General features: G+C 69.2%; 21 protein-coding genes and 2 pseudogenes. 12 read left to right on the top strand and 11 right to left on the bottom strand.

Features of this window, described 5'->3' with window-relative positions; translation table 11 throughout:
* The first annotated feature begins 119 nt into the window (after positions 1-119).
* Both ACZ7LS_RS15015 and ACZ7LS_RS15020 read left to right on the top strand, forming a co-directional pair.
* On the top strand, positions 120-719 hold the full coding sequence (locus ACZ7LS_RS15015; protein ID WP_385131172.1) for a hypothetical protein: 600 nt from the start codon (positions 120-122) through the stop codon (positions 717-719).
* Between the two features lie 305 nt (positions 720-1,024).
* On the top strand, positions 1,025-2,338 hold the full coding sequence (locus tag ACZ7LS_RS15020; protein ID WP_385131174.1) for a peptidase: 1,314 nt from the start codon (positions 1,025-1,027) through the stop codon (positions 2,336-2,338).
* Between the two features lie 565 nt (positions 2,339-2,903).
* On the opposite strand, the gene ACZ7LS_RS15025 is transcribed toward ACZ7LS_RS15020, so the two are convergent.
* The 3 genes from ACZ7LS_RS15025 to ACZ7LS_RS15035 all read right to left on the bottom strand — a co-directional run bounded on the left by ACZ7LS_RS15025 (position 2,904) and on the right by ACZ7LS_RS15035 (position 7,400).
* On the bottom strand, positions 2,904-3,986 hold the full coding sequence (locus tag ACZ7LS_RS15025; protein ID WP_385131177.1) for a WxL protein peptidoglycan domain-containing protein: 1,083 nt from the start codon (positions 3,984-3,986) through the stop codon (positions 2,904-2,906).
* Between the two features lie 74 nt (positions 3,987-4,060).
* Positions 4,061-6,037: a purple acid phosphatase family protein gene (locus tag ACZ7LS_RS15030; protein WP_385131180.1), complete on the bottom strand. Its 1,977-nt coding sequence runs from the start codon at positions 6,035-6,037 to the stop codon at positions 4,061-4,063.
* A gap of 133 nt (positions 6,038-6,170) precedes the next feature.
* Positions 6,171-7,400 carry a HupE/UreJ family protein gene (locus ACZ7LS_RS15035; RefSeq protein WP_385131183.1) on the bottom strand — a complete coding sequence of 410 codons (1,230 nt, stop codon included), beginning with the start codon at positions 7,398-7,400 and terminating at the stop codon, positions 6,171-6,173.
* Positions 7,401-7,576: 176 nt separating this feature from the next.
* Between ACZ7LS_RS15035 and ACZ7LS_RS15040 the strand changes: the two genes are divergently transcribed.
* The 4 genes and pseudogenes from ACZ7LS_RS15040 to ACZ7LS_RS15055 form a co-directional block, all read left to right on the top strand.
* Positions 7,577-8,248: a type 1 periplasmic-binding domain-containing protein gene (locus tag ACZ7LS_RS15040; protein WP_385131186.1), complete on the top strand. Its 672-nt coding sequence runs from the start codon at positions 7,577-7,579 to the stop codon at positions 8,246-8,248.
* 174 nt (positions 8,249-8,422) lie between these two features.
* Positions 8,423-9,205, top strand: a complete 783-nt coding sequence (locus tag ACZ7LS_RS15045; protein WP_382524183.1) for a polysaccharide deacetylase family protein — start codon at positions 8,423-8,425, stop codon at positions 9,203-9,205.
* A gap of 96 nt (positions 9,206-9,301) precedes the next feature.
* A pseudogene (locus ACZ7LS_RS15050) lies at positions 9,302-9,472 on the top strand (effector-associated constant component EACC1); the annotation flags it as partial.
* Between the two features lie 14 nt (positions 9,473-9,486).
* Positions 9,487-9,672 (top strand): annotated as a pseudogene (locus tag ACZ7LS_RS15055) (diguanylate cyclase CdgB); the annotation flags it as partial.
* Positions 9,673-9,857: 185 nt separating this feature from the next.
* On the opposite strand, the gene ACZ7LS_RS15060 reads toward ACZ7LS_RS15055, so the two are convergent.
* The 3 genes from ACZ7LS_RS15060 to ACZ7LS_RS15070 form a co-directional block, all read right to left on the bottom strand.
* The gene (locus ACZ7LS_RS15060) at positions 9,858-10,097 is read right to left on the bottom strand and encodes a hypothetical protein (protein ID WP_382524185.1); all 240 of its coding nucleotides are present in this window, start codon (positions 10,095-10,097) and stop codon (positions 9,858-9,860) included.
* A gap of 235 nt (positions 10,098-10,332) precedes the next feature.
* A complete protein-coding gene (locus tag ACZ7LS_RS15065) occupies positions 10,333-11,019 on the bottom strand; it encodes a TetR/AcrR family transcriptional regulator (protein ID WP_385131188.1) in 687 nt (228 codons plus the stop codon).
* Between the two features lie 142 nt (positions 11,020-11,161).
* Positions 11,162-11,596 carry a hypothetical protein gene (locus ACZ7LS_RS15070; protein ID WP_385131191.1) on the bottom strand — a complete coding sequence of 145 codons (435 nt, stop codon included), beginning with the start codon at positions 11,594-11,596 and terminating at the stop codon, positions 11,162-11,164.
* A gap of 224 nt (positions 11,597-11,820) precedes the next feature.
* On the opposite strand from ACZ7LS_RS15070, the gene ACZ7LS_RS15075 reads away from it, so the two are divergent.
* The gene (locus ACZ7LS_RS15075) at positions 11,821-12,018 is read left to right on the top strand and encodes a hypothetical protein (protein WP_385131194.1); all 198 of its coding nucleotides are present in this window, start codon (positions 11,821-11,823) and stop codon (positions 12,016-12,018) included.
* 158 nt (positions 12,019-12,176) lie between these two features.
* Positions 12,177-12,809, top strand: coding sequence for a gamma subclass chorismate mutase AroQ (gene aroQ / locus ACZ7LS_RS15080; protein ID WP_382669034.1), 633 nt, complete (start codon positions 12,177-12,179; stop codon positions 12,807-12,809).
* Between the two features lie 140 nt (positions 12,810-12,949).
* Here the strand turns inward: aroQ and ACZ7LS_RS15085 are convergent, their stop codons facing one another.
* Entirely contained in the window at positions 12,950-13,783 is an 834-nt protein-coding gene (locus tag ACZ7LS_RS15085; RefSeq protein WP_382524192.1) for a PIG-L family deacetylase, read from the bottom strand.
* Between the two features lie 421 nt (positions 13,784-14,204).
* Positions 14,205-14,945, bottom strand: coding sequence for an NIPSNAP family protein (locus tag ACZ7LS_RS15090; protein ID WP_385131198.1), 741 nt, complete (start codon positions 14,943-14,945; stop codon positions 14,205-14,207).
* A gap of 117 nt (positions 14,946-15,062) precedes the next feature.
* Here ACZ7LS_RS15090 and ACZ7LS_RS15095 point away from each other — a divergent pair, with 117 nt between their 5' ends.
* A complete protein-coding gene (locus tag ACZ7LS_RS15095; protein ID WP_382669028.1) occupies positions 15,063-16,106 on the top strand; it encodes a helix-turn-helix transcriptional regulator in 1,044 nt (347 codons plus the stop codon).
* Positions 16,107-16,223: 117 nt separating this feature from the next.
* On the opposite strand, the gene ACZ7LS_RS15100 is transcribed toward ACZ7LS_RS15095, so the two are convergent.
* Positions 16,224-16,997, bottom strand: a complete 774-nt coding sequence (locus ACZ7LS_RS15100) for a response regulator transcription factor (RefSeq protein WP_382873838.1) — start codon at positions 16,995-16,997, stop codon at positions 16,224-16,226.
* A gap of 417 nt (positions 16,998-17,414) precedes the next feature.
* Here ACZ7LS_RS15100 and ACZ7LS_RS15105 point away from each other — a divergent pair, with 417 nt between their 5' ends.
* Together ACZ7LS_RS15105 and ACZ7LS_RS15110 are read left to right on the top strand one after the other, a co-directional pair.
* Positions 17,415-17,960, top strand: coding sequence for an RICIN domain-containing protein (locus ACZ7LS_RS15105; protein ID WP_385131202.1), 546 nt, complete (start codon positions 17,415-17,417; stop codon positions 17,958-17,960).
* A 542-nt stretch (positions 17,961-18,502) separates the two neighbouring features.
* Positions 18,503-18,634, top strand: a complete 132-nt coding sequence (locus ACZ7LS_RS15110) for a hypothetical protein (protein WP_382669022.1) — start codon at positions 18,503-18,505, stop codon at positions 18,632-18,634.
* Positions 18,635-18,709: 75 nt separating this feature from the next.
* Here the strand turns inward: ACZ7LS_RS15110 and ACZ7LS_RS15115 are convergent, their stop codons facing one another.
* Both ACZ7LS_RS15115 and ACZ7LS_RS15120 read right to left on the bottom strand, forming a co-directional pair.
* The gene (locus tag ACZ7LS_RS15115) at positions 18,710-19,174 is read right to left on the bottom strand and encodes an SRPBCC family protein (RefSeq protein ID WP_385131205.1); all 465 of its coding nucleotides are present in this window, start codon (positions 19,172-19,174) and stop codon (positions 18,710-18,712) included.
* Between the two features lie 706 nt (positions 19,175-19,880).
* Complete coding sequence (locus tag ACZ7LS_RS15120) at positions 19,881-20,444, bottom strand: hypothetical protein (protein ID WP_385131208.1); 564 nt, start codon at positions 20,442-20,444, stop codon at positions 19,881-19,883.
* 108 nt (positions 20,445-20,552) lie between these two features.
* On the opposite strand from ACZ7LS_RS15120, the gene ACZ7LS_RS15125 reads away from it, so the two are divergent.
* A complete protein-coding gene (locus ACZ7LS_RS15125) occupies positions 20,553-21,242 on the top strand; it encodes a TetR/AcrR family transcriptional regulator (protein WP_385131211.1) in 690 nt (229 codons plus the stop codon).
* Positions 21,243-21,920 lie beyond the last annotated feature (678 nt).

Genomic DNA, 21,920 nt, shown 5'->3' on the forward strand with positions numbered 1-21,920 from the left:
CCAATACTTTCGTGACCGGTAAGGCATGACCGGTAAGGAGTGCGTACGGGAACTGGCCGGTCGTTTTCGTGATAGAGTCTCAATGAATTCACAGGACGCCACGAAAAAAGGGGAATGGCGTGAATACCGAGAAGGTTACGGCTCGACGTCTTACGGCCGGAGAGGTTTCGGAGTTGGGCCACCAGGACGGAATCTTCGTCTCGGCAGAGACGGATGACCTTCCTCTCGACTGCTATGCCCCGGCTTTCCTCACGGAGCCGGGTAAGAATTTTGAGGGAGGATCCTTCACCGCGCGGACAATCTTCGGTGAGGAAATCCACGTTCTCCCGGACAACGCGGAAGAGCGCGGGATCTGGGTCGCCGACAAGGCGGGGGAGGAAATCGAGGTTCTGCAGAGCGCCGGCGTCCTCCTGAATCTCGCGCTCTTCGTGCCCAACGGGAACAAGGAATCGCTGGAGTCGCTCTACTCCGCCGCGCGGGACGCGTTCGGCGCCGGGATCGTCCAGCGGTGGAGCGAGGAAGTCGTTTCGGTGCCGGACGTCAAGGTCGACCTGTTCGAGGAGCCGACCCGGGGGCGGAAGAACACGAGCAGCCAGAACCGCGACCGCCGCGCCCTGGACATCTACCCGACCCGCGTGCGGTTCATGGAGCCCAGCGACGGCTGGCGGTTCATCGTCGAGCCGCACAAGGAGATCGTCGACGAGACACCGACGATCTGACCCGAGGGCAGGTCGGCCAGACGCCCGGCTGGGGTCTCCCAGCCGGGCGTTTCGCGTGTGCCACGAAATGACATGGATCACTAAAGTGACCCATAAAGGGAAAGCAACTATCCCTATATGCGGCAATTACCCGCCCTGTGGGCGTCGTGCGCGGCGCTCGTCTCCTTCTTAACGCGCTTCCGACAACGGTGTTTCCGGTCATACGATCACCGACCAAGCCCTGCGTGAGTGCTGCCGCAGCGGTCGTCCCCACGCTTTTCCCACCCGCTTGTGCCACCCGTTTTTCGGACCCGCGAAGGACTTCGTTGAAGATTCGCCGCATTCTCGCCACGGCCGTCGCCGCCGCCGTGACCACCCCCGTCGTCCTGCTCTCCGTCACCCCCGCGCTCGCCGACGCCAAGCCGTCCGCCGCCTCGCGGGCGCAGCAGCGGGGCGAGCAGGGCAAGCCCTCCATCGAGGAACTGGAGAAGGCCGCCGAGAAGGCGGAGCAGGCGTACGACGACGCCGTCGCCGCGCTCAAGGCCGCACGGGCCGTCCTGAAGGTCGCGCTCTCCGATGACGCGCCCCTCACCGTCGCCGCGAAGGCCGCGACGAAGGAGGCGGCCGACGCCGCCACCGCCAAGGCGAACGCCGACAAGGCGCTCACGGATGCCCGGGGCGCACGTGCCGCCCTGCCCGAGACCGCCGGCGCCGACGAGATCGCGGCCGCGGACAAGGCCGTCACCGACGCCGGGACCGCCGCCGTGTCCGCGGCGGACGCCAAGGCCGCCGCCGACGCCAAGGCCGCGACGGCCGGCCAGGTCGCCCAGGATGCCCGCGTGGCCGCGGTTCAGGAGTATTCCAAGGTCCAGGACGCCTCGAAGAAGGCCCTGAAGGCGAAGAAGGCCGCCGACAAGGCGCTCGCCGACGCCAGGAAGGAGGAGTCGGGGCCGGACGAGCCGGAGTGTGTCTTCGAGAGCGGGCTCCGCACGGCCGTCAGCGGCCTGCCGTCCAAGATCGTCGCGGGCTCGACGACCGACTTCGCGGTCCGCGTCACCAACGGCACGGGCAAGACGCTGGACGAGGTCTCCCCGCGCGTCTACTTCCACGCGACGGACAAGACCGGCTACAACGTCATCGACGACGCCTTCCACCTGCAGTGGTCGAGCGCCGCCTCCCCGGCCTGGAAGAACGTCGAGGGCAGTGCCGCCGGCTCCATCAGTCCGCTGAAGGCCGGCGCCCACGCCGAGGTGAAGCTGCGTCTGAAGGTCGACGCCAAGGCCCCGGCCGGGGACGGCCTCGCCCTCGTCGCCGGTGACTACGTCAACGACGACGAGTCCTGTGGCGGCAACCTCCCCACCGAGTACGGCTTCGAGCTTCTCGCGGCCGGCAGCGTGGCCGACGACGTCGACGACGCCAAGCCCGGCAAGACCACGCCGCAGACCCCGGACACCAAGCCGCAGGGCGCCACGTCCACCACCCCGGTGGACTCCGGCACCCCCGCCGCCACCGGCTCCCTCGCCAGCACCGGCTCCCCCTCGGCCCTCCCGCGGTTCGCCGCGGCGGCCGGCGCGGCCGTGGTCCTCGGCGCCGTCGCGGTCTTCGTCGCCCGCCGCCAGAGGGCGGACTCCGCCTCCTGACGACCCGTGAGGACCTCCTGACGCGGCCGCGTCCAGCCGCGCGGTGAAGAAAGGGCCGCCCCCTTCCCCGGGGGCGCCCTTTCTCACCGCGCGGGCCAGGACCGAGCCGGAAAGGTCTACCTTCTCGCCGGCCCGGGACCGTTTGATCGTGCGGACGGCCGGTGGTGCTGCCCGGGTGGATTCTGAGCTGGTCAGGGGCGCGTACGCGGCCGGAATCGCAGCCTGGTCGGTGTCGTTCCCGCAGGGGCAAGGGAATTGACGGTCCGTCAGTTTGTATCGCCGCACTCGGCTCAGTACTGTCCGCGATTCAGGGCCTTTCGATCATGCACTGGGAGTAGCTGAGTGATACGTATGAGGGTCGTTCTGGGCGGATTCGCGCTGTCGACGGTTCTGCTTGCCGGGAGCGCCACAGTAGCGAGCGCCGTGTGCATGCCGTACGACAAGCCGGTGCGCGCCTCAGTGTCGCAATAGCCCGGAAGGGGCCCCAACCGCTCCTGTCTCAGAGGTGGTTGGGGCCCCACCCCCGATCGGTCGGGCCACCCCCGATCGGTCGGGCGGCGCGCCGTCAGTCCTGCCCGCCGCGCTCCTTGTCGCGGAGCGCCTGTTCGACGGCGTTCTGTACGCGGGCGTCCTCCCGCACCTTGCGGCGTGCGCGGGCGCGGCGGGTGAGGAGGAACGCGCCGACGACGGCCGCGAGCAGTACGACGATCAGCAGCAACAGCGTCCATGGGACGGCCCAGCCGTGCGCGGTGGCCTCGACCGGCTTGAGCGAGGTCGTGGAGCCCGACGCGTCGGTGAGCAGGGGCGTGAGGGTCGCGGTGGCGGCCACGCTGACGCCGGGCGCCACACCGCGCACCGGCACCTTCGTCCGCCAGCTCTCCCCCGGAAGCAGCTCCGGCGGCGCGGCGATGTCGCCCGCCTCGGCACGCAGCCAGCCGAACGGGCCCGAGACCGACACCGTCTGCCGGGCCGACAGAAGGGCGTTGCCCGTGTTGTGGATCGTGTAGGTGACGGTGGCGTCGCCCTTGGCGAACGGGTTGGCCGAGCCGGCGTAGTCCACATGGAGGTCCTCGATCGCGAGCTTCGGCTTGAGCTCGCCACTGACCCGCAGCTTGACCCGGATACCGAGGCGCCGGTCGACGTTGATGCCCTCGGCCTCGTCGGCCTGCTTGAGGGAGGTGAGGACGCCGCCCACATAGTCACCGGGCGTGGCATTGTCCGGAACGCTGACCGTGAAGGGGACTTCGGCGGACTTGCCGGGCTTGATGACGACGCTGTCGCGGCCCGCGTGGGCCCAGGCGCCGACGCCCGTGGACTTCTTGTCCTTGGTGAGCAGGTCGAGCTGGCCCGTGTCGGTCGTGAAGCCGTCGGCGGCGTAGACCGTGAGTTCCAGCGGGGACTTGCTGCGGTTGGCGACGACCATGGCGTCCTTGACCTGGCCACCGGGGTTGACGGTGTAGCTGTAGCTGGAGCGGTCGTCGCCGTACCCGTTCGCGGCCGTCCTGACCGTCCAGGTGACGTCGCCGTCAGCCGCCTGAGCGGGACCGGCGCACAGGCCGGCGACCGCGAAGGCCATGAGCAGGGGCAGGGCGACGGTACGGACGAGGGCGATGACGCCGGTCTTCCGGCGCGTTACGGGCGTGAGCATGTCGGGGTTCTCCTGGAACGGGAGGCGGGGCAGATCACCCGAAGGCGCCTGCCCCGCCCGTGGAACGGGTCAGATCAGCTGCTGAGAGCGGTGATCGTGAGGGTGGCGCGGTAGCCACCCTTCTCGACGCTGTCCGGGATCTTCAGCGCCAGGTCGGCGCCGAGCTTGGCCGTACCCCGTGCGTGGCCCTGCTCGGCCGAACCGAGGCCGCGCGAGACGGACAGGCCCTGGCCCTGGTCGTCGTAGCCGGAGGCAACCTTCGTGCCCGCCTTCGACCCCGCGCCGTTCACGAGCACGCGCGGCGTCCAGCCGAGGTAGGAGCCGGAGAACTTCTTGCCGGCGTCCTTGAAGTCGCTCACGTTGGCCGAGATGGACCAGGGAGCGAGCGAGCGGCGGCTGTCCGAGACGGCGATCGGGTTGATCTTGCCGTTCGCCTCGAAGTGGGTGCCGCTGGTCTCCTTGGCGGTGCCGAGGTCCACCAGGCCGTTGTAGCCGTCGATCGTCCAGCCGAACTCGCCCGGAGCGGCGTTCGGCACGTTGACCTGGAGGTCCTGACCGTCGCCGTGGTACGGGTGCACCGTGACCTTGTCGACGAGCGAGCCGACCGGCTGGCCCTCAGCGGTGTTGTTGCACCAGTTGCCCTTCTCCACCGCGGCGTTCGGGGCGGCGCAGGTGCCACTGCGGACGTTCTCGACGACGAGCTTGTCGTTGCGCACCTGGACCTTGACGTAGGTGCGGACGTGCTCCTGGTTCTGGACCGAATTGTACCAGTAGCTGTCCGGGTTCAGCGGGTCCGCACCGTTGCCGGCGCCGCTCGTGCCGCTGTTGTCCGGCTTGGTGATGTCGTAGTACTTCGAGCCCGAGGCGGAGTTCCCCGTCACGTAGAGGACACCGCCGGGACCGGCGTACACGTCGGAGGCGCCGGGCTGCTCGGCCGGGTTCGCCTTCTCGCCGTTCTTGATCAGGTAGCTGCGGGAGTAGCTGTGGTCGTGCCCCTGCAGCACCAGGTCGACGCCGAGCTTGGAGAAGGTGGTCGGGAAGTCGACGCGGCGGGTCTTGTTGTCGGAGTCCTGGGCGTGGTCGGCCGGCGAGTAGATCGCGTGGTGGTAGGTGAGCACCTTCCACTTGGCCTCGGCGCCGTGCTTGTTGATGACGTCGGTGACGTAGGCGAGGTGCGCCGCGTCACCGCCGCCGCCCTGGGAGGTGGCGTAGCTGTTGCTGTTGAGGTCGATGAACAGCACATCCTTGTAGATGTACCAGTAGTCACCGCCGGACGTGTTGGACGCCGGGTTGCCGTTGGAGTAGTACGGGGCCGAGCGGTCCGTGTTCGGGGTGGAGAAGTGCTGCTCGTAGGCCTTGCCGCCGACGTCGTGGTTGCCGATGGTGGCGGCCCAGGGGTACTGGCGGAGCTTGTCGGGCGCCAGGAAGGAGTTCCACTGGGACTCGTTGTTGGCGGTCTCGACCTGGTCGCCGCCCGACACGAGGAGTTCGGCGTTGGGGTTGGCCGCGAGCGAGATGTCCACGGTGTCCTGCCAGCCGGCCTGGTCCTTCGCCAGATCGCCGGAGGAGCCGATCTGCGGGTCGCCGTAGAACAGGAAGTCGTAGTCGCCCTCGAAGTCCTGCGTCTTGAAGGAGTACGCCGACGACCAGCTGCCCTCGGTGCCGACGCGGTAGGAGTACTGCGTGTGCTCCCTCAGGCCGGTGATCGTGGCGTGACGGTTGAAGCCGCCGCTGGTGGCGATGTTCGCCCCGCCGAGGGCGTCGAACGTGGCGGCGCCGGCCGGGAACTCGCCGTTGACGAGGTCCGCGGTCGGGGCGACCTGGAGCTTCTGCGCGGTGTCGGCCGAGGAGTACCAGGTCACCGTGCGCTGGGACTCGTTGGCGCCCACACCGAGGATGACGCCGGTGAGCGTGGCGGGCTCGGCAGCGCCGGCGGGGGACGTCATGCCGCCGCCGAAGGCCACGGCCAGGCCCAGGAATGCAGCCGCGGCCCCTGTGGCTACGCGGCGTCGTGCAGGCCCGGAAGCCTGCACGGAAGGTCTGAGTATCATTATTTTACGTTCCTTTTACCCACATTGGTGGATGTGTTCGGAATCCATAAGTTCCAGGCCGTTGGTGAACCGGACGCGAATGCGGTCCCCGCCTAGGTTGAACATTGGACTTTCTCGGAGGTGTGCGCCGGTCTCACACCCCGAACAGCCGTTGCGTGAACCACACGAGCCCCATGGCGCACACCCCCGCGGAGATCGCAGCGGTCGCCCAGAGGCCCGCCGTCGGCGCACGGCGCCGCAGTACGGCCAGCAGCGGGAAGACGAGGGCGATGATCGCCAACTGCACGGCCTCGATACCGACGTTGAACACCAGGAGAGACCACAGCAGGGTCCACGAGAACGCCTCGTCGATCCCCAGCGCGCCCGCGAAGCCCAGGCCGTGCACGAGGCCGAAGCAGAACACGACCACGAGCCGCGTCCAGCCCGCGCGGTCCAGGTCGAAGTGACCGCGCCCCGCCGTCCCGTCGAGGCCGAGGCCGAGGCCGAGATCGGTGGCGTGGCCGCCGCGCCGCCGGATCCGCCAGAGGTGCCAGCCGGCCACCACGGCGATCGACAGCGCGATGACGGGCTCCACGACGCTCGACGGCACATCGACCAGGCCGAGGGCGGCGAGCATGAACGTCACCGAGTGCGCCAGGGTGAAACTGGTGGCCGCGAGCACGATTTCGCGCGGACGCCGTGACCCGGCGATGAGCGCCAGCAGGAACAGGATGTGGTCGATCCCGCCCAGCAGGTGCTCGGCGCCCAGGCGGAAGAACTCCCAGAACCGCTCGTACCAGGACTGCGCCGTCGAGAACGACGGATGGGCCGCGTCGAGCGCGGCGCTGCCGGAGCGGCCGTCCAGCTCGTAGGTGACGATCGTCTTGGTGCCGGTGACATAGGTTTCGGCGTCGGGGAACAGACCGCTGCGCACTTCGTGGTTCTCGCCCCCTTCGGGGCAGGACCAGTCGAGCAGCAGATCGGCGTACGGCACGCCCTCCCGCCGGCTCATCGTGAAGTCGCCGGCCCGGGTCGGCGCACAGGCCGTGCCGTCCGAAGTGACCGAAAAGCGCTGGGTGACATACGCGACGGCGGACTTGGCGTGGGCGTTGAGCGCCGCGGCCTGTGCGGCGGTGTCGCCGTCCTCGAACGCGGCGTTCCCTGCACGGAAGAGAGGATCGTCGTCCTCGGAGTCGGCGGCGGACACGACGAACAGATCGTATTCAAGCCCGAGTTTCGTCCGTATATGCCCTCCTTCACCCGAGGTGACGTCGGCGTACACGGTCGAGGTGAATCCGTGGGCCTGCGCCGACGGGCCGGCGCTCAGGAGAGCGATCACCGCTGCGATGACCCCGGCGAGGGCGCGGCGGACGTGTCGTGACATGTGGCTGGCTCCTTCAGGTTGCCTGTGCACGGTGCAGGTCACGGGTGAACACTTTCCGGCCAAGTGACGAAGAGCGGAAAAACAAGTGCGAAGACGACACCCGAGAAGGAAGGAGGCAGAAGCCGGGATAGGAGGATGTAGGCGCACTATCCACCACCACTCGGAGGAAGATCGCCTTGCGCTCCCCGCTTCGGGCCGTCGCCACGCTGGCCGCGGCCGCCGCGCTGGTCACCGGATGCAGCTCCGGCGACGACTGGTCACGGCCGCACCCTGCACCCACCCCCGTCGGCACGCTCGGCCAGGGCTTCGTCGACCCCTCCGTCTCGCTCGCCCCGGAGGCGACCGCGAGGCCGCGGCCCGGCTCCTGGACCGGGGTCCACCCGTCCGAGGGCTACCGCGTGGTGCTGCTCACCACGGGCGACGACCGTCCGGCCAAGGCCCTTGTGACGGCGGTCAAGGGGTGGGCCGAGGAGGAGCACGTCGACCTCAGAACGGTGGTCGCCGACACCTCTCACGACTTCATACCGAGCATCAGCGAGGCCATGGAGATGCGCCCCGACCTCATCGTCAGCGCGGGCAACGACCTCATCGACCCCCTCGCGACGGTCACCCCCAACCACCTGTCGCAGCGGTTCCTCGTCGTGGGGGCGGAACTGGCCGAGCCCACCGGCAACGTGACGGCGGTCGACTGGTCCGGCGCGTCGTTCCGCGGCGAAGGGCTCGGCGCGTCCTCGACGTACGACCCCGACTCGTTCACCGCCGGGCGCTGCGCGGCCGCCATCAGGGCCGGCGTCGCGGCCGTACTCAACGACCTGACCGGGATCGTGATCTGGCTCGACAAGGTCTAGGGCGCATTGCGAAAGTCCCGCCCCGTCCCGGCGGCGTCTGTCGCGGAACTCCCGCGTATGTCGTCGGTCCTCGGCGGATTCGTCCGTGATCGGTAACAGGGGGATCTTGTCCGCGCGTTCGTATGTCTCCATGGGTGCACGGCATCGGCGGAGACAGCAAAGGGGCGGGCGGACATGGCAAGGCGCAAAGGAAAGGGATGGCACGGCCGGCTTCTCGCGGCGGCGCTCGGGGTGACCACGCTGGCCGCCGGCGCCTCGGTGTGGACCGCGCAGGCCGACCCCGCCGGCGGACGGCAGCCGCAAGCGCGCGTCTCGGCGCCGGACGACCGGCCCCAGGACCGGACGGTGGCCAAGGTGGCGGCGGACATCGCGCACGCCTCGGACCGCGGCCCCCAGGGCGTCAACATCACCATCGACGACGGACCGGACCCGGTCTGGACGCCGCAGGTGCTGCAACTGCTGAAGGACAGCGGTACGAAGGCCACGTTCTGCATGGTGGGCACGCAGGCCGAGGCGTACCCGGACCTGGTCAAGGAGGTCGTGGCGGCCGGCCACCAGCTGTGCAACCACACGGTCTCGCACGACACCGCCATGGACACCAAGTCCGAGGCCTACCAGTCCCAGCAGATCCTGGACGCGGAACGCATGATCACCAAGGCGTCCGGAGGCGTCCGGCCGACGTACTACCGGGCCCCTGGCGGTGCCTTCACCCCGTACAGCCGGCAGCTCGCCGCGTCCCGGGGGATGCGACCGCTGGGCTGGAACGTCGACTCCAAGGACTTCGAGCGCCCCGGCGCGGACACCATGGTCGCCACCGTCAAGCGGGAGATCACCAACGGGCCGACCGTCCTCTTCCACGACGCGGGAGGGGACCGCTCCCAGACCCTGGCCGCTCTGCGCGAGGTGCTGCCCTGGCTGCGGGAACAGGGGTACTCCTTCGGCTTCCCCGTACGGTGAGCGAGGCCGCCCGTGCCGGAATGTCATGCTCCGCGCCAAGGGCCCCAAGCTGTCCGGCCCGCCGTCGTGGGCGGGCCGGAAACGAAGGGGTCGCGGGTGAGGCTGAACGTCGGCTTGGAGGACGGGGACACGGCGGAGGGCGAGCTGCGGTCACTGCACACCTGGCTGCTCGCGGAGCCCGCGGCCCGTCGCCACGCGCGCCCCGTACTCGGCACGGCACGGCCGCCCCGGGCGGGAGCCCAGGGCGACGTGATCGACCTGATCTCGCTGGTGGTGAGCATCTCGCGCACCCCGAGGACATCGGGAGCCTGCTACGCGCCCCGGCCGAGGGCGGCCGCGCCGAACTGCGGCTGCTGCGGCGCGACGGCACGTACGTCTGGGTGTCCATGCGCAACTCCGTGGTCGCGGACGCGGTGGACGGGACCCGCTGTCTGCTGACACACGTCGAGGACATCGAGGACCGCAGGGCCACGGGCGGCACCGGGCAGGCCCCGTAGGAGGAGCTACCGCGCCGACGGCGCACGTGGGGCGGGACGCCGCCGGCAGGTCCCGCCCCCATGTCATCGGCGCGTGCGGCAATGGGGCATCCGGTGCCGTCAATCCGCTGGAGCGGGCACCGGGAGTCACGCCCGCGTCTTGCGCGGTACGTCCGTCACCTGCCGGAGTGGTCGATCACATTGCCGTTCGAGCAGTTGTTCACGTGGTCGGAGACGTAATCGCCGAGGACCGGGACGACAGCGACTTCCTGGAGGCAGACGGCGGCGGCCGTGAAGTTCCAGTTGTTCGCCGCGTTCACTCCGCCGCCGAAGTTGGAGTCGTTGTCGGCGTGGGCCACAGGAGACGCGAGGGACAGGGCGAGAGCGGGAAGCACCGCGAGCATGATCTTCTTCATGACGGTAGAACGATCAAGGATCTCGCGAGGATGCGGCGTCCACGGATATCAGCCCACCGGCGCGGTGGCATCGGGGACCCGGTCATCCCGACCAGCGGCGCCGATACGCGTACGACCAGGTCCTGGCCCCAGCACGGCCTGGCCGCACACAATTCCTGGCCCGGAGTCCGGGATGGGGGCGGACGGGACGCGGCCCGGACGCGCGTTCCCCGGTCGTGCCGCTCGGCCGGCCCGGTCAGAGACCTACGGTGTCCGCGAGGCCATCGGTGTGGGCGCGGAGGAACTCTTCGGGGTCGCTGAGTGTATCCGCCGCGTACTGGCCGAAGGTGTCGAAGAGAATGGCGCCGATGACCGCGGACCACAGCCCGTAGGCCCGGGTGACGTTGCCGACGGGCATCTCGAAACCGAACGCTCCGCGCAGTCGCTCCATATCCGCGCGGACGGTTGGGTTGAGCGGTGCCTCCACCGTTCTCAACTCGCCTGCTCGCCAGGCGTCCTCGACCAGTCCGGCGAGAGCGAGGGCGAAACGTGTGCCGGGCCCCACGGTCTGGTCGCCGGGAGCGGCGTAGCCGGGCACCGGAGTGCCGTAGAGCATGGCGAACCTGGACGGTTCACGCACGGCCCAGGCGCGCGCCGCGAGTACCGCCACCTCCAGCCGCTCGCGGTACGACAGGCTCGACGCCGCCGCGAGGGCCGCGTCGACCTCGTCGGCGAGTTCGTTGTACGCGTCGATGATCAGCAGGGTGATGAGCGCTTCGCGGTCGTGGACGTAGCGGTAGAGCGCCGAGGGGACGACTCCGATGTCCCGGGCCACGGCCCGCAGGGACAGGTCGGCCGGACGTACCGTTGCCAGGTGTTCGCGTCCCACACGCACGATGTCACGCATCATCCGCTCGCGTGCTGCTTGCCGTGCAGTGACCATGCGTCCACCCTATAAGTCAACGGTGTGCCGTCTTGGGCCGGCAGTGCTCCCCGCCCGGAAGCGGGGGCGGGGCCGCGGCGCGGGCCGGCCGGGGTGTCCTGGCCGGCCGGGGCGTCCTGGCCGGCCCTGCGGACGCGACAGCTCACAGTGTGTTCGCCGGGGCGTCGTCACGCTTGATGACCCGCCATGACTGCCATCCGCGGCAGACGATGTAGGCGAAGATCGTGAGTGCCGCGACCGAGGTGTCGGTGAACGAGGACCGCATGCCCTCGGTGGTGTCGAGAATGGTGAAGGCGAGCACCGTTGCCGCGACCTTGTGGAAGATCACCATTTCCCAGATCGCCGGGACCTGGCGCGGCCGGTAGGCGAGCATCGCCCACATCGCGCTGAACACGAGGTATCCGAAGGTCCGCCAGCCCTCCACCATCATGCGGTCGTCGCTCGCTTCCGCCATCAGGAAGAACCCGTTGATGAACACCGCGAAGGTGACGGCGGAGTTGAGGGCCATCAGGCCGCGGCCGACGCGGTCCCAGCGCGGGGACGGGGTGTTGCGGACGGTGATGGTTGCTGTGGTCACGACGGACATCCTTCGGTGAGGAGCGGGAAACCGGTGAGGAGCGGGAAACGAGAACACTGTTCTCTGTCGAGAGAAACGATGCCCCATTCCCCGACCCAAGTCAAGAACAGTGTTCTCGCTTTCCGTGTGCCGCTCCCTTTCCGCCGCTTCGCCGCGGTCGCGGCGTCGAACCACGCGGAGGCCGGGTCGTGGCGCACAGCACTGGTTCGGCGGTGGCGGCATGAGTGCGACGACGCGGCCCCTCCCGCAGGCCGGCGGGGACCGGGGCAGTTCGTCGGGCCGCAGTCCCGGAGCAGGGGAACCCGGGTGGCGGCGAAACCGGCCTCGCCGCCGCAGTCCAGGTCGCGGCCGGCGCACTGCGCGCCCTGCTCGCGCTGACCGCCGCCCTGACGGTGTACGCGGCCCGGCGCATCCTGTACTGAGGCGCCCCTCCACCGAGGCGACGTCTCACCGCGAAGTCAACTCACGCGGGCCCAGCAGAAGTTCGCTGTGTCGACTCGTGTCGATCACGTGCGCCCGTATTTCTTGATCCCATCCCCTTATGGAGTTGATCCCAGCCCCTTATGGAAAGGACACGCCTGTGCGAATCCGACGCACGCGATCCGTGGTGGTCGCCGCATCCGCCACGCTGCTGCTCTCCGGTGCCGCTGCCATGCCCGCCGCCGCCCAGCCGCAGCACGCGGCGCCCCCGCCTTCCGGCGCTTATGGACTCACCCCGCTGACGGACCTGTTCGCCGAGCGACTGCTGATCGCCGACAAGGTGGCCGCCGCCAAGTACGGCACCGACCGGCCGATCGACGACCCCGCGCGGGAGGAGAAGATCCTCGATGACGCCGCCGCCCGCGCCGTCGGGCTCGGGCTGGATCCTGACGCGGTGGTCGCCGTCTTCGGGGACCAGATCGAGGCGAACAAGCTGGTGCAGCGCGGGCTCTGCACACGCTGGGACGCGCATCCCGAAGAGCGGCCCACTCAGCGGCCTGACCTCGACAAGGAGGTCAGGCCGGCACTCGACCGCATCACCGCGGAACTGCTCAACACGCTGGTGACGACGGAGGGCGTGCGCTCCTCGCCGTCATGCGAGCTGCGGCTGTACGGCGCGGCCGCCTGGTCGGCGTACGGCCATGACCTGGACGTCCTGCATCTGAAGGGGATGGGGCGGGCGTTGCCCTCGGCGTGCGCGGGTGTGAACGATCACGCGATTCCCCCGAGGTAGGTCCAGCGCGTCCGCCGAACGGCAGCACTTAGGTGGAGAGGCACGTACCGCTTCCGCCCCCCCGCCTTGTCGGAGGGGGACGGGGAGGGCGGGCCCGTCGAGGCCGATGAGCCTTCCCGGGCCCCGGTCGGACGGGCGGATCAGCGCAGTCCGGCGAAGAGATCGTTCTCGGGCACGGTCGCACCGGTGGCGTCCTTGACGCGTACGAAGGTCTCCGTGCCCATCAACTCGCCGAACCTCTCCCTGCCCATCTTGAGGAAGAAGATGTTCTCGCCCTGACTGGCGTGCGCGGCCAGCGCGTCGAACTTCTGACCGCTGAACGCGGTGGTGTCCACCCACGTGGTGATCTCATCGTCGGGGAGGCCGATCTCGGCCATCGCGGCGGCCTCGGCGGGATCCGGCTCCGGCATGTCCTCCTGGAACTCGCGCATGGTCTCCCCGAACCGCTGCATCATCGAGCGGGGCATCGTCGTCCAGTACACCTTCGGTGTCAGCGCGGTCATCTCCAGCGCCGCCATCGTGATGCGGTGCGCCTGGATGTGGTCGGGGTGGCCGTAGAAGCCGTTCTCGTCGTAGGTGACGACCACATCGGGCCGGTAGCGCTGTATGAGTTCCGCGAGCCGGGCGGCGCCTTCCTCCACAGGGGTCCGCCAGAAGGACCCGGGGGCGTCGTTGCTCGGCCAGCCCACCATCCCGGAGTCGGCATAGTCCAGCATCTCCAGCTCGCTGATCTTCAGGACGTCACAGCTCGCCTCAAGTTCTCGACGGCGCATCGAGGCGACGGCCGCCGGATCGTGATCGGGATCGCCCGGTTTGACACCCCCCGGCCCGTCACCGCAACCGCCGTCGGTACACGTCACGAGAACCGTGCGGATGCCTTCCGCCGCGTACCGCGCGAGGACCCCGCCGGTTCCGGTGGCCTCGTCGTCGGGGTGGGCGTGTACTGCCATGAGCGTCAAAGGCCGGTCAGTCATGCGAAACAGTCCTCCTGGAAGTGATGTCCTGGTCCGAGTACGCGGCGGGCGCACCGCGATCCCGGGGCCCGGATCCTGGTGGGGCGGACGACCTCATGGTCTCCGTGCTCCCCGCCGGTACGCGCCGGTCCCTCGGTTGCAACCGTGCCGGCCGGACCGACTGTTCCCGGCATGCCCGCTCGGCCCTCCACGCGTCGGCGTTCAGCGCCGACGAGGTACAGGCGCGACCCGCACGCCTCGCTGCCACGTCGGGTCCGACGTCCGTCCGGCACCAACGTGAACCGGTGGTTCGCGCGCGCAGTTCTCCGAGCGGGCGCAGCTGATCCACCAGCATCTTCCCAGGTGCCGCCCGGCGGCTGACCCGACCCTCGCCAGGGCACTGCTGGCACGCGACATGGGCGTGAGAGAGCGCCCCGTTCCCTCAACGGATGAGCGAGCGGGCTGTGGGCGCCAGCCGCAGGACCTGGGGGGCCGCGGTGTGCGCCCGCTCGATGTCCGGAAGAATCTCGTTCCGTACGAGGGGATGGGCCATCGCATCGGCGAGGTGGCGGCGGTGAGCGTTCTCGTCCGGGTACGAGGTGAAGACCGCGACTGTGTTCTCCCCGGTGCGGACCGGGAGCCCGGGAAAGGTGTTGGCCGCCGTCTCCGTGGTGAGTACGGCGAATGGCGCGGGCCCCGTCCGCCGCAGCAGCGGGACGAGGCTGTCCCGGATCAGTTCGATGCCGTCGTGGGTGTTCGGAGGGAAGTGCCACAGTGCGGCGGCCACGAACCGGTCCGGCGCCGCGGCGCCCGGCTGCCGTCGTTCGGATGGGGTCACCCCGAAGCCGCGCCAGGCCGGCGAGGGCCGCAGCAGCAGGACATTGTCGGAATCGACCATGGTGGCGTTGGCCCGGGGGCCGTGCGCGGCCCAGACCGGCCCGCCGTAGAAGGCTGACAGGGCCTCCCGCCGGGCCTCCATGTCCGTGAAACCGCGCAGCCAGACGAAACGGTCCGGATCGTCGAGGTCGCGGAACTGGCCGAGGACGATCATTCCGCTCTCCTCCTGCGTCTCGACGAACTCCCGGTCGAACAGCTCGATGAGCTCGTCCCGTCGGCCGGGGCGCAGGGTGTACTGGCGCAGCTCGATCACGGCAGGGCGGACGGCGCGGTCGGTTCCGGGCACAGCGGACTCCGTTCTCTCTCTCTCACACACACACTTCGAGCCGGGTGGACCGACCCGGGCCGACGGTAGGACCCGGGTGTGCCAGTACCTGTCAGTGTTTCGGAGCAGAATCCTCGTATGTCCGCCGACCGGTTGCTGTCGATGCTCCTGTTGCTCCAGACCCGTGGCCGCATGTCGGCACGACGGCTGGCCGACGAGCTGGGGGTCTCCGTGCGTACCGCCTACCGCGACCTGGACCGTCTGCGGGCCACCGGGGTCCCGGTCTACGCCGAGCAGGGCCGCGCCGGCGGCTATCAGCTGCTCGACGGTTACCGCACCCGCCTCACCGGGCTGAGCGAGCGCGAGGCCAGGGCGCTGTTCCTCGCGGGACTGCCCACGCCCGCCGCCGATCTGGGGCTCGCCGAGGAAGCGGCCGCGACGCGGCTGAAGCTGCTGGCCGCTCTGCCTGCGGCCATGCGCGAAGAGGCGGCGCGGACCGACGCGGTGTTCCACCTGGATGCTCCGGGCTGGTACCGGGAAGCCGAGGCGACCCCGTATCTGCCCCTGCTCGTGGACGCGCTGTTCAGCCGGCGAGCAGTGGACGTGCGGTACCGGCGCTGGCGCGAACCGCAGGAGGTGGACCGCAGGCTGTACCCCTATGGCCTGGTGCTCAAGTCCGGTACCTGGTACCTCGTGGCAGCGGCCAGGGGCCGGACCGCCACCTACCGGGTCACCCAGGTCCTCGACGCGGTCTTGAGCGATGAGCGCTTCGAACGGCCGGAGGACTTCGTCCTGGGCGAGTACTGGTCGTCCTATCTGGACGGCTTCGAGGCGCGTCGCTATACGGGCACCGCCACCATCCGGCTGTCGCCGAGGGGGCGCGAGCGGCTGGCCGCCAACGTCCCCCCTGAGGTGGTACGGGCATTCGAGGCCACCGCGACCGTGGTCGGCGATGACGGCTGGAGCGAGGCCGTCATCCCGACCGAGAGCACCGAGCACGCGTGTGGCGAGCTGCTACGGCTCGGCACCGATGTCGAGGTCGTCGCGCCGGAAGAACTGCGGCGGGTCATGGCCGACGCGGTGTGCGCGCTCGCCCGGACCTACGGACACATCTGCCCCGGCGGGAGCGAGGCGGGGGTACCCGGGCGACGTGCCGCGGACCCCACCGAGCACCCGGACTGACTAGACAACGGCCGGACTGACAGACAACGGCCGGACTGACAGACAACGGCCGGACTGACAGACAACGGACAGAGGAACAGACAGAGACCAGCCGGTGAGACCGCGCGAGTGCCAGGGTCATCGCCGGGAGGGATTTTCGGGTTGGCGGAGCCACCAGGCGACGGCGGCGGCGCGGCTGGGGACGTTGGCTTTGGTGAAGACGCCTTCGAGGTGTTTGCGGATGGTCCGTGGGCTGATACCGAGTTTGCGGGCGGCTTGGTCGTTGGTGTGACCGGTGGCGATAAGCGCGAGCACCTGGGTTTCGCGTTCGGTGAGGGTGCGCCGGTGTGGTGGGGCGCCCGGCGGGCTGGCATCGATCTTGGCTTGGATCGCAGTGATCTGGGCCTGGTAGTCCAGCGCTGTGGCGATGAGATCGCGAATGGGGTGGAGAGCCTGAGCCTCACGGTCGGAGAAGTCGTGGAGCCTGCGCGTCAAGCCGATGAGTACCAGGTTCTCGTCGGTGATGTGTGGCGCCATCACCAGCAGGTGGCGCATGCCGTACTGGGCGAATACTTCCTGGTAGACGAGCGTCTGCCGGAAACGGCTGAAGGGCATGAAGTCACTTATGCGGTACGGGCGCGGGTCGCTGGTGGCGAGAAGGTTCCCGATGTACGGGTCGTCAGCCGACAGGGCCATCCACTGGTCGATCTCGCCCGCGGACAGGCCGTTGGGCTCTCCGGCCATCGTCACCGATGGCGTCCGCGTCCGCCAGGCTGGGCAAATGTCGATACATACACAGTCCGCGCCAACGACGCGGAGCAGCCCTTCAGCCAAGTCCTCCACATAGGGCTCGTTGTTGACGATGCGGTGGGCAGCGCGCAACGCGTGCCGTAACAGACTTGCCTCGTTCACAGCGGGCCCCCCGTCGGCTCTCCGCGGCGAGGATAAGCCGAGGAACGTGTCATGCACAGGCCACGCGAGGGGTCAAGGTGGCGGAACAGGCACCTGTCGCCCGCAAGCCACACCCTCCACGATGGACGTGGGCGCGAGAAATGTCCGGCATCCGGGGGCGAGTAACGACGCGTCACTGACGTAGCGGGCATGCTCGATCCTGCCCACGCGGCAGTCGCGTAACAGAGCGATTGTTCGTGCGCGGGATTCCGGTCAGGATTGATGCGCACCCAGCTTCGATAACCGGAAACACTCCGATTTCATCCACTCGTCACCGCGTCTCACCGCATCTCACCGGTGAGATGCCAGGGAAATGGAATGGGCTGCATGCGTTTCTTACGGAAAAGAAGACTGAGGCAGACGACGCTGGTAGCAGCGATGATCACACTGGCGGGCCTCGTGGCCATCCCGTCAGCCACTGCCCGGGAATCCGCGGCGGCCGCAGATCCCCCGTTCGTGGAGATCGTGAATCAGTGGACCGGCCTCCACGCGGACGTCATGTGGGCCTCCCCCAACACGGGCACCGGGGTCTTCCTCTGGCCTGACAATTTCAGCTGGTCGCAGGAGTTCGAACGGCTCGACAGCGGAAATGGATTCTTCCGCCTCAAGGCACGTCACTCCGGCCAGTGCCTGACCGTCCCCGGCGGCAACCCCGCGAATGGTCTGCCGATCATTCAGGAACCGTACTGCGACGCGGGCGGCCGGTCGAATGAGTGGTACACGCAGGAGATCCGTCCGCCGCAGGAGCCGTGCATGTGCTTCCCCATTACTTACATGATCATCAGGAACCGTTTGAGCGGACGATGCATGGAAGTCAACTCCCCCTCCGGCCAGCCCGGCGAACAGTCGGTTCTGCAGGTGTGGAACTGCATCACCACGGGCACGGAATGGAACCGCGCGAACCAGGTATGGCGCTGGTGGTAAGCCTGGCACGTATCCGTCCTCCTGCCGGCGCGTGGCTCCCTGATCCGGCCTGATCCGAACGAAAGACGCCGACCCCGACCCCGACCGAAGACGAGCGCGGTAACCGGCTATGCCTGCGGTGCGGCTCCGTGGTCGAGCAGCCGACCACCGGACGCGAACGGGACAACTGCCGACGGGCGCCTGGAACCGGGGGATCGCGCGGGGCCGCCACGAATACGTGGCGGCCCCGCGCAAGGGGCCGCCGCGCGTCAGGCGTTGTCGGACTTGCCGATCGACGAGGAACCCGCCCCGTACGAGGCGGCGACGATGCCGCGCATACCGGCGTCGATGCGGGTAGGCGGCGCGGTGTCCGTGGCGGCGCGGGCTTTGTCGCCCGGGGGCGCGTACCGGAGGTTGGCGCCGTGTCCTCACCGCGGGACGGACGCTCGAAGAGGGCCTCGTCCTCCGTGCCGGCGAGGGCCCAGCGTACGAGCGCGACGGGAAGCTCGGCGGCGCGAACGTACTCGATCTCGCGGTCGAACTCGGCCGCCCGGGTGGCGTCCATGGGCCTCCCTGCCTACGAGCGACGCACCGACACCAGCGGGACCGTCATCCTGTGGTCGATGACCACCCTCATGAGCCGCCGCCTGGCCGCCCAACGCCAGGAGCGTCTTGCTCCGGCGCGGGCAGCATGAACCTGCACGGCTTCCCCTCGACCGGCCGCCGCCTCCGAGGCCGGCACCGCCCTCGTGGACTGGAACGGACGCCGTTTACTCAGCGGCCGCGGACTCACCGCGGGTGAGTTCGGCGGCCATGCGCCGCATGCCGACGCGGTTGGCCCTGCGGATCGTGGCCCTCACGAGCGGGGCCAGCAGGCGCTCCGTGAGCGGGGCCTGCAGCCAGGCGTACTCGAACGAGACCCGGCTCCCGCCGGCAGGCAACGGCTCGATGCGGTAGGTCCCGCGGGCCCGTCGGCGACCACCCGCGCTGGTGCTCCGCTCGACGATGCGCCACGGCCGCTCGGCTTCGGTCACCTCGATGCCTACATCCGCCTTCGCGCCGCCCAGCGCGGCCGTGACCTTGACACGCGATCCCACACCGCGGTCCGGCCCACCGTAACGCCAGTTGGTCAGGTAGTGGTTGGTGAACAGCTCATGATTGGCCATGACATCGAGGAAGTCATAGACCGGTCCGGGCGCCTGCGATACGTCGATCGACACGATGACAGACCTCATCCCGAAAACGCTCCCAGGCGGTGATTTCGCTGTCAACGTGTGCGCGTTACCCTCACTTTTCCGCCCCCACCTTCCCCGGCTCCCATCCCGTCTGCCTTCGGCCCGCACGCAGAGGAGCGAGGAGAGGCCAGGTCGTCCAAGCGGAGCGCGCCACTGTACGAACGCCCTGCACGCCCTGGGGGAACTGCACACCTGGTCTCCACCCCGCGCGTAATCGGTACGTGTTGATGGCTCGGTGTACTGCCCCAGTTCGAACCGCCGGGGCGACGGAAGTGGGCCCACATGCCCGGCGACGGGGGCCACTGGCATGGGGGCCTTCGGCGTGGAGCGGGTGACGAGAATCAAACTCGCGCTCTGAGCCCGGGAATCACAGGTGCATCCCCGGGTCCGCGAAGCGGCTGGTCGATCTCGTCCTCACTGGGCACGACGTCGTCCATGGGGCTCGTTGTAACCAGGGGCCGGCGGCCGAGCAACCGGACGCCACCCTGGGCCCACCTATGACCAGGCGGTCCTGTCCCAATCCCAACGGCTCTGCGGCGAGCGGGAGAGGACCGCGCAGCAGACCGCCGAGTTCATCGCGTCCCGGCCCGGTTCACGCTGTACGGACATCTCGACGAGGCAAGGACCGTCCCTCGCCGGCAGTTCGATCATCTGCTGGTGCGGGTTGTTCGACGTCGGCCGCCTGCTGTGGTGCTCTCGAAGATGGTCACCGGGACGGCATCGATGTCCGGCGGGACAGGCGGAACGCCGAGACGAGGAAGAAGATCCCTCCGAGCGCGGCATAGCCGGCGAGGGTGGTCAGCGAGGGGTCGTCCTGGGAGGCGCTTCGGAAGAAGCTCGCGCCGGCCAGCACCGAGATACCGCCACTGATGATCATGGCCCACTGTCCGCCCATCGGCCGGCGCGCGACGCCCACGAGGAGCTGGACCAGCCCGGAGAGCACTGCCCAGGCGCCCCAGACGCGCAGCACATCGGCGACACCCGAGGCGCCGGCGACCGCGATACCGACGGCGGCGAGCGAGCTGACGCCGATGTTGACGTACAGGCCCCTGACCGGTCCGCCGGCGCGCGCGGACCGGGCATCGACGACAGCCGCGGCCACGTCGAAGGCCGGATAGAGAACCAGCAGCAGTTGGGCTCCGAGGGTGAGGTCCGAGCCGGACACCATCAGAAGCACGGCCCACGCGGCGGCGAAGGCGAAGCGGATGACGTATAGCCGGCGCAGGGCGGGTGTGGCGGTGACGGGCTCGGCGGAGGCGGTGGATGCCATGGGATTCTCCAGTGAGTACAAGTAGAGAGAACGTTCTCCCTTGGGCGCAGCCTGGCACACCCCTTCGGCGAAAACAAGAGAGAGCGTTCTACCCGCTACCATGGGGGCATGACACGGACGGACGCCGGCACAGGCACTGGCGGGCGGGTCTCGGCGGCCCGGGAGCGGCTTCTGAGGACCGCCGGGCAGCTCTTCTACGCGGAGGGCATCCACACGGTGGGCGTCGACCGCCTCGTCGCCGAGGCGAAGGTCACCAACGCCACCTTCTACCGCCACTTCCGAAGCAAGGACGACCTCGCCCTCGCCTACATCGGAAGCGTCGACCAGGCGATCCGCAGTCAGATCGGCTCTCTGATGTCCACGGACGCGCCGGCCGACGCCATCCTCCGAGGCATCGGTACGTCCCTGGTCGAGCAGATCCGCTCACCCGGCTACCGCGGATGTGCCTTCCTCAACGCGGCGGCGGAATTCCCCGACCCCGGCAACCCGGTCCACCGAGCCGTCGTGCAGCACCGCGAATGGTTCCTGCAGACGGTCACCACACTGTTCGCCACGATCAAGGCCGAACAGGCCGAGCACGCCGGGCGACACTTTGTCATGCTCCGCGACGGCGCGATGAGCGCCGGCTACCTCGGCGACCCCGTCCTGGCAGGCGAGACCCTGCTGCGCGGCATCGAAGGACTGCTGCGGATCCACACCGCCCGCAGGCTCGACGAGTCCGCGGGCTCCGCACCGGGCCAGGCGCCTTCCATGGTCACAGCGGTCGCCGACATCGAGTGCTCGCCATCCAACGTGTGACCCTGGGGCGCAAGGGGCACAACGGGCACAAGGCACCTGGAACCCGATGTCAGCCCGTGCCCGCGACCGGATGCCGACCGTACTCGATCATCGCGTCGCCGATGAGCCCGTACGCCAACGACGGTGAAGTCTGGCCGGGCGTGCTCGGCAGTGTTCCCTCGGCCTTCCGCCCGTGTGTGGACGAACCCGTCTTCACCGACGAAGACCACGTGCCGGTCGTGACGGCCTGCATCTGGCGCGAGACGGCTGAGACTCGCACGTGTACGCGCTGCGACCGCTGACCCCCGCACTCGTCTCGTCGCTGAATGCGGCGACCAGCCTGTCGGACGTGGCTGAGGAAATCGGGGAGATCGGCTACCCGAGGCTGCAACACAATTCGTCCTGAGCGCCGCGCACATCCGGCGGAATTCCGCGAACGGCCCGCGTGCTGACCGCTTCTGACCTTGGTGTACCGCCCTGAAGGGCTGGGATGGGGCCGCGCCTGGATCGGTTCGGGGGTACTCGCACCTGTAAACCCGTAACCAGGCATGAGCACCTACGTCGGCCGCTCATCGCATCCGTCCCGTGCGGCGGGCCGAGAGCTCGCGTAGCACCTCGTGTCGTCGTAGAGCCTTACAACCGTCCGTCTCGCGTCGCCTGCCGTCGCGAGTGAGTGACCGGCGGTCAGCATTGGCCCGT

Source organism: Streptomyces sp. NPDC039430, assembly GCF_055639435.1.

Coding starts and splice junctions, on each gene's coding strand:
- ACZ7LS_RS15085 (WP_382524192.1), bottom strand. CDS start 13,783: ATGACTGACCGGCCTTTGACGCTCATGGCAGTACACGCCCACCCCGAC.
- ACZ7LS_RS15065 (WP_385131188.1), bottom strand. CDS start 11,019: ATGGTCACTGCACGGCAAGCAGCACGCGAGCGGATGATGCGTGACATC.
- ACZ7LS_RS15120 (WP_385131208.1), bottom strand. CDS start 20,444: ATGGCATCCACCGCCTCCGCCGAGCCCGTCACCGCCACACCCGCCCTG.
- ACZ7LS_RS15060 (WP_382524185.1), bottom strand. CDS start 10,097: ATGAAGAAGATCATGCTCGCGGTGCTTCCCGCTCTCGCCCTGTCCCTC.
- ACZ7LS_RS15125 (WP_385131211.1), top strand. CDS start 20,553: ATGACACGGACGGACGCCGGCACAGGCACTGGCGGGCGGGTCTCGGCG.
- ACZ7LS_RS15095 (WP_382669028.1), top strand. CDS start 15,063: ATGTCCGCCGACCGGTTGCTGTCGATGCTCCTGTTGCTCCAGACCCGT.
- ACZ7LS_RS15025 (WP_385131177.1), bottom strand. CDS start 3,986: ATGCTCACGCCCGTAACGCGCCGGAAGACCGGCGTCATCGCCCTCGTC.
- ACZ7LS_RS15045 (WP_382524183.1), top strand. CDS start 8,423: ATGGCAAGGCGCAAAGGAAAGGGATGGCACGGCCGGCTTCTCGCGGCG.
- ACZ7LS_RS15035 (WP_385131183.1), bottom strand. CDS start 7,400: ATGTCACGACACGTCCGCCGCGCCCTCGCCGGGGTCATCGCAGCGGTG.
- ACZ7LS_RS15115 (WP_385131205.1), bottom strand. CDS start 19,174: ATGAGGTCTGTCATCGTGTCGATCGACGTATCGCAGGCGCCCGGACCG.
- ACZ7LS_RS15030 (WP_385131180.1), bottom strand. CDS start 6,037: ATGATACTCAGACCTTCCGTGCAGGCTTCCGGGCCTGCACGACGCCGC.
- ACZ7LS_RS15110 (WP_382669022.1), top strand. CDS start 18,503: ATGGGCCTCCCTGCCTACGAGCGACGCACCGACACCAGCGGGACCGTC.
- ACZ7LS_RS15105 (WP_385131202.1), top strand. CDS start 17,415: ATGATCACACTGGCGGGCCTCGTGGCCATCCCGTCAGCCACTGCCCGG.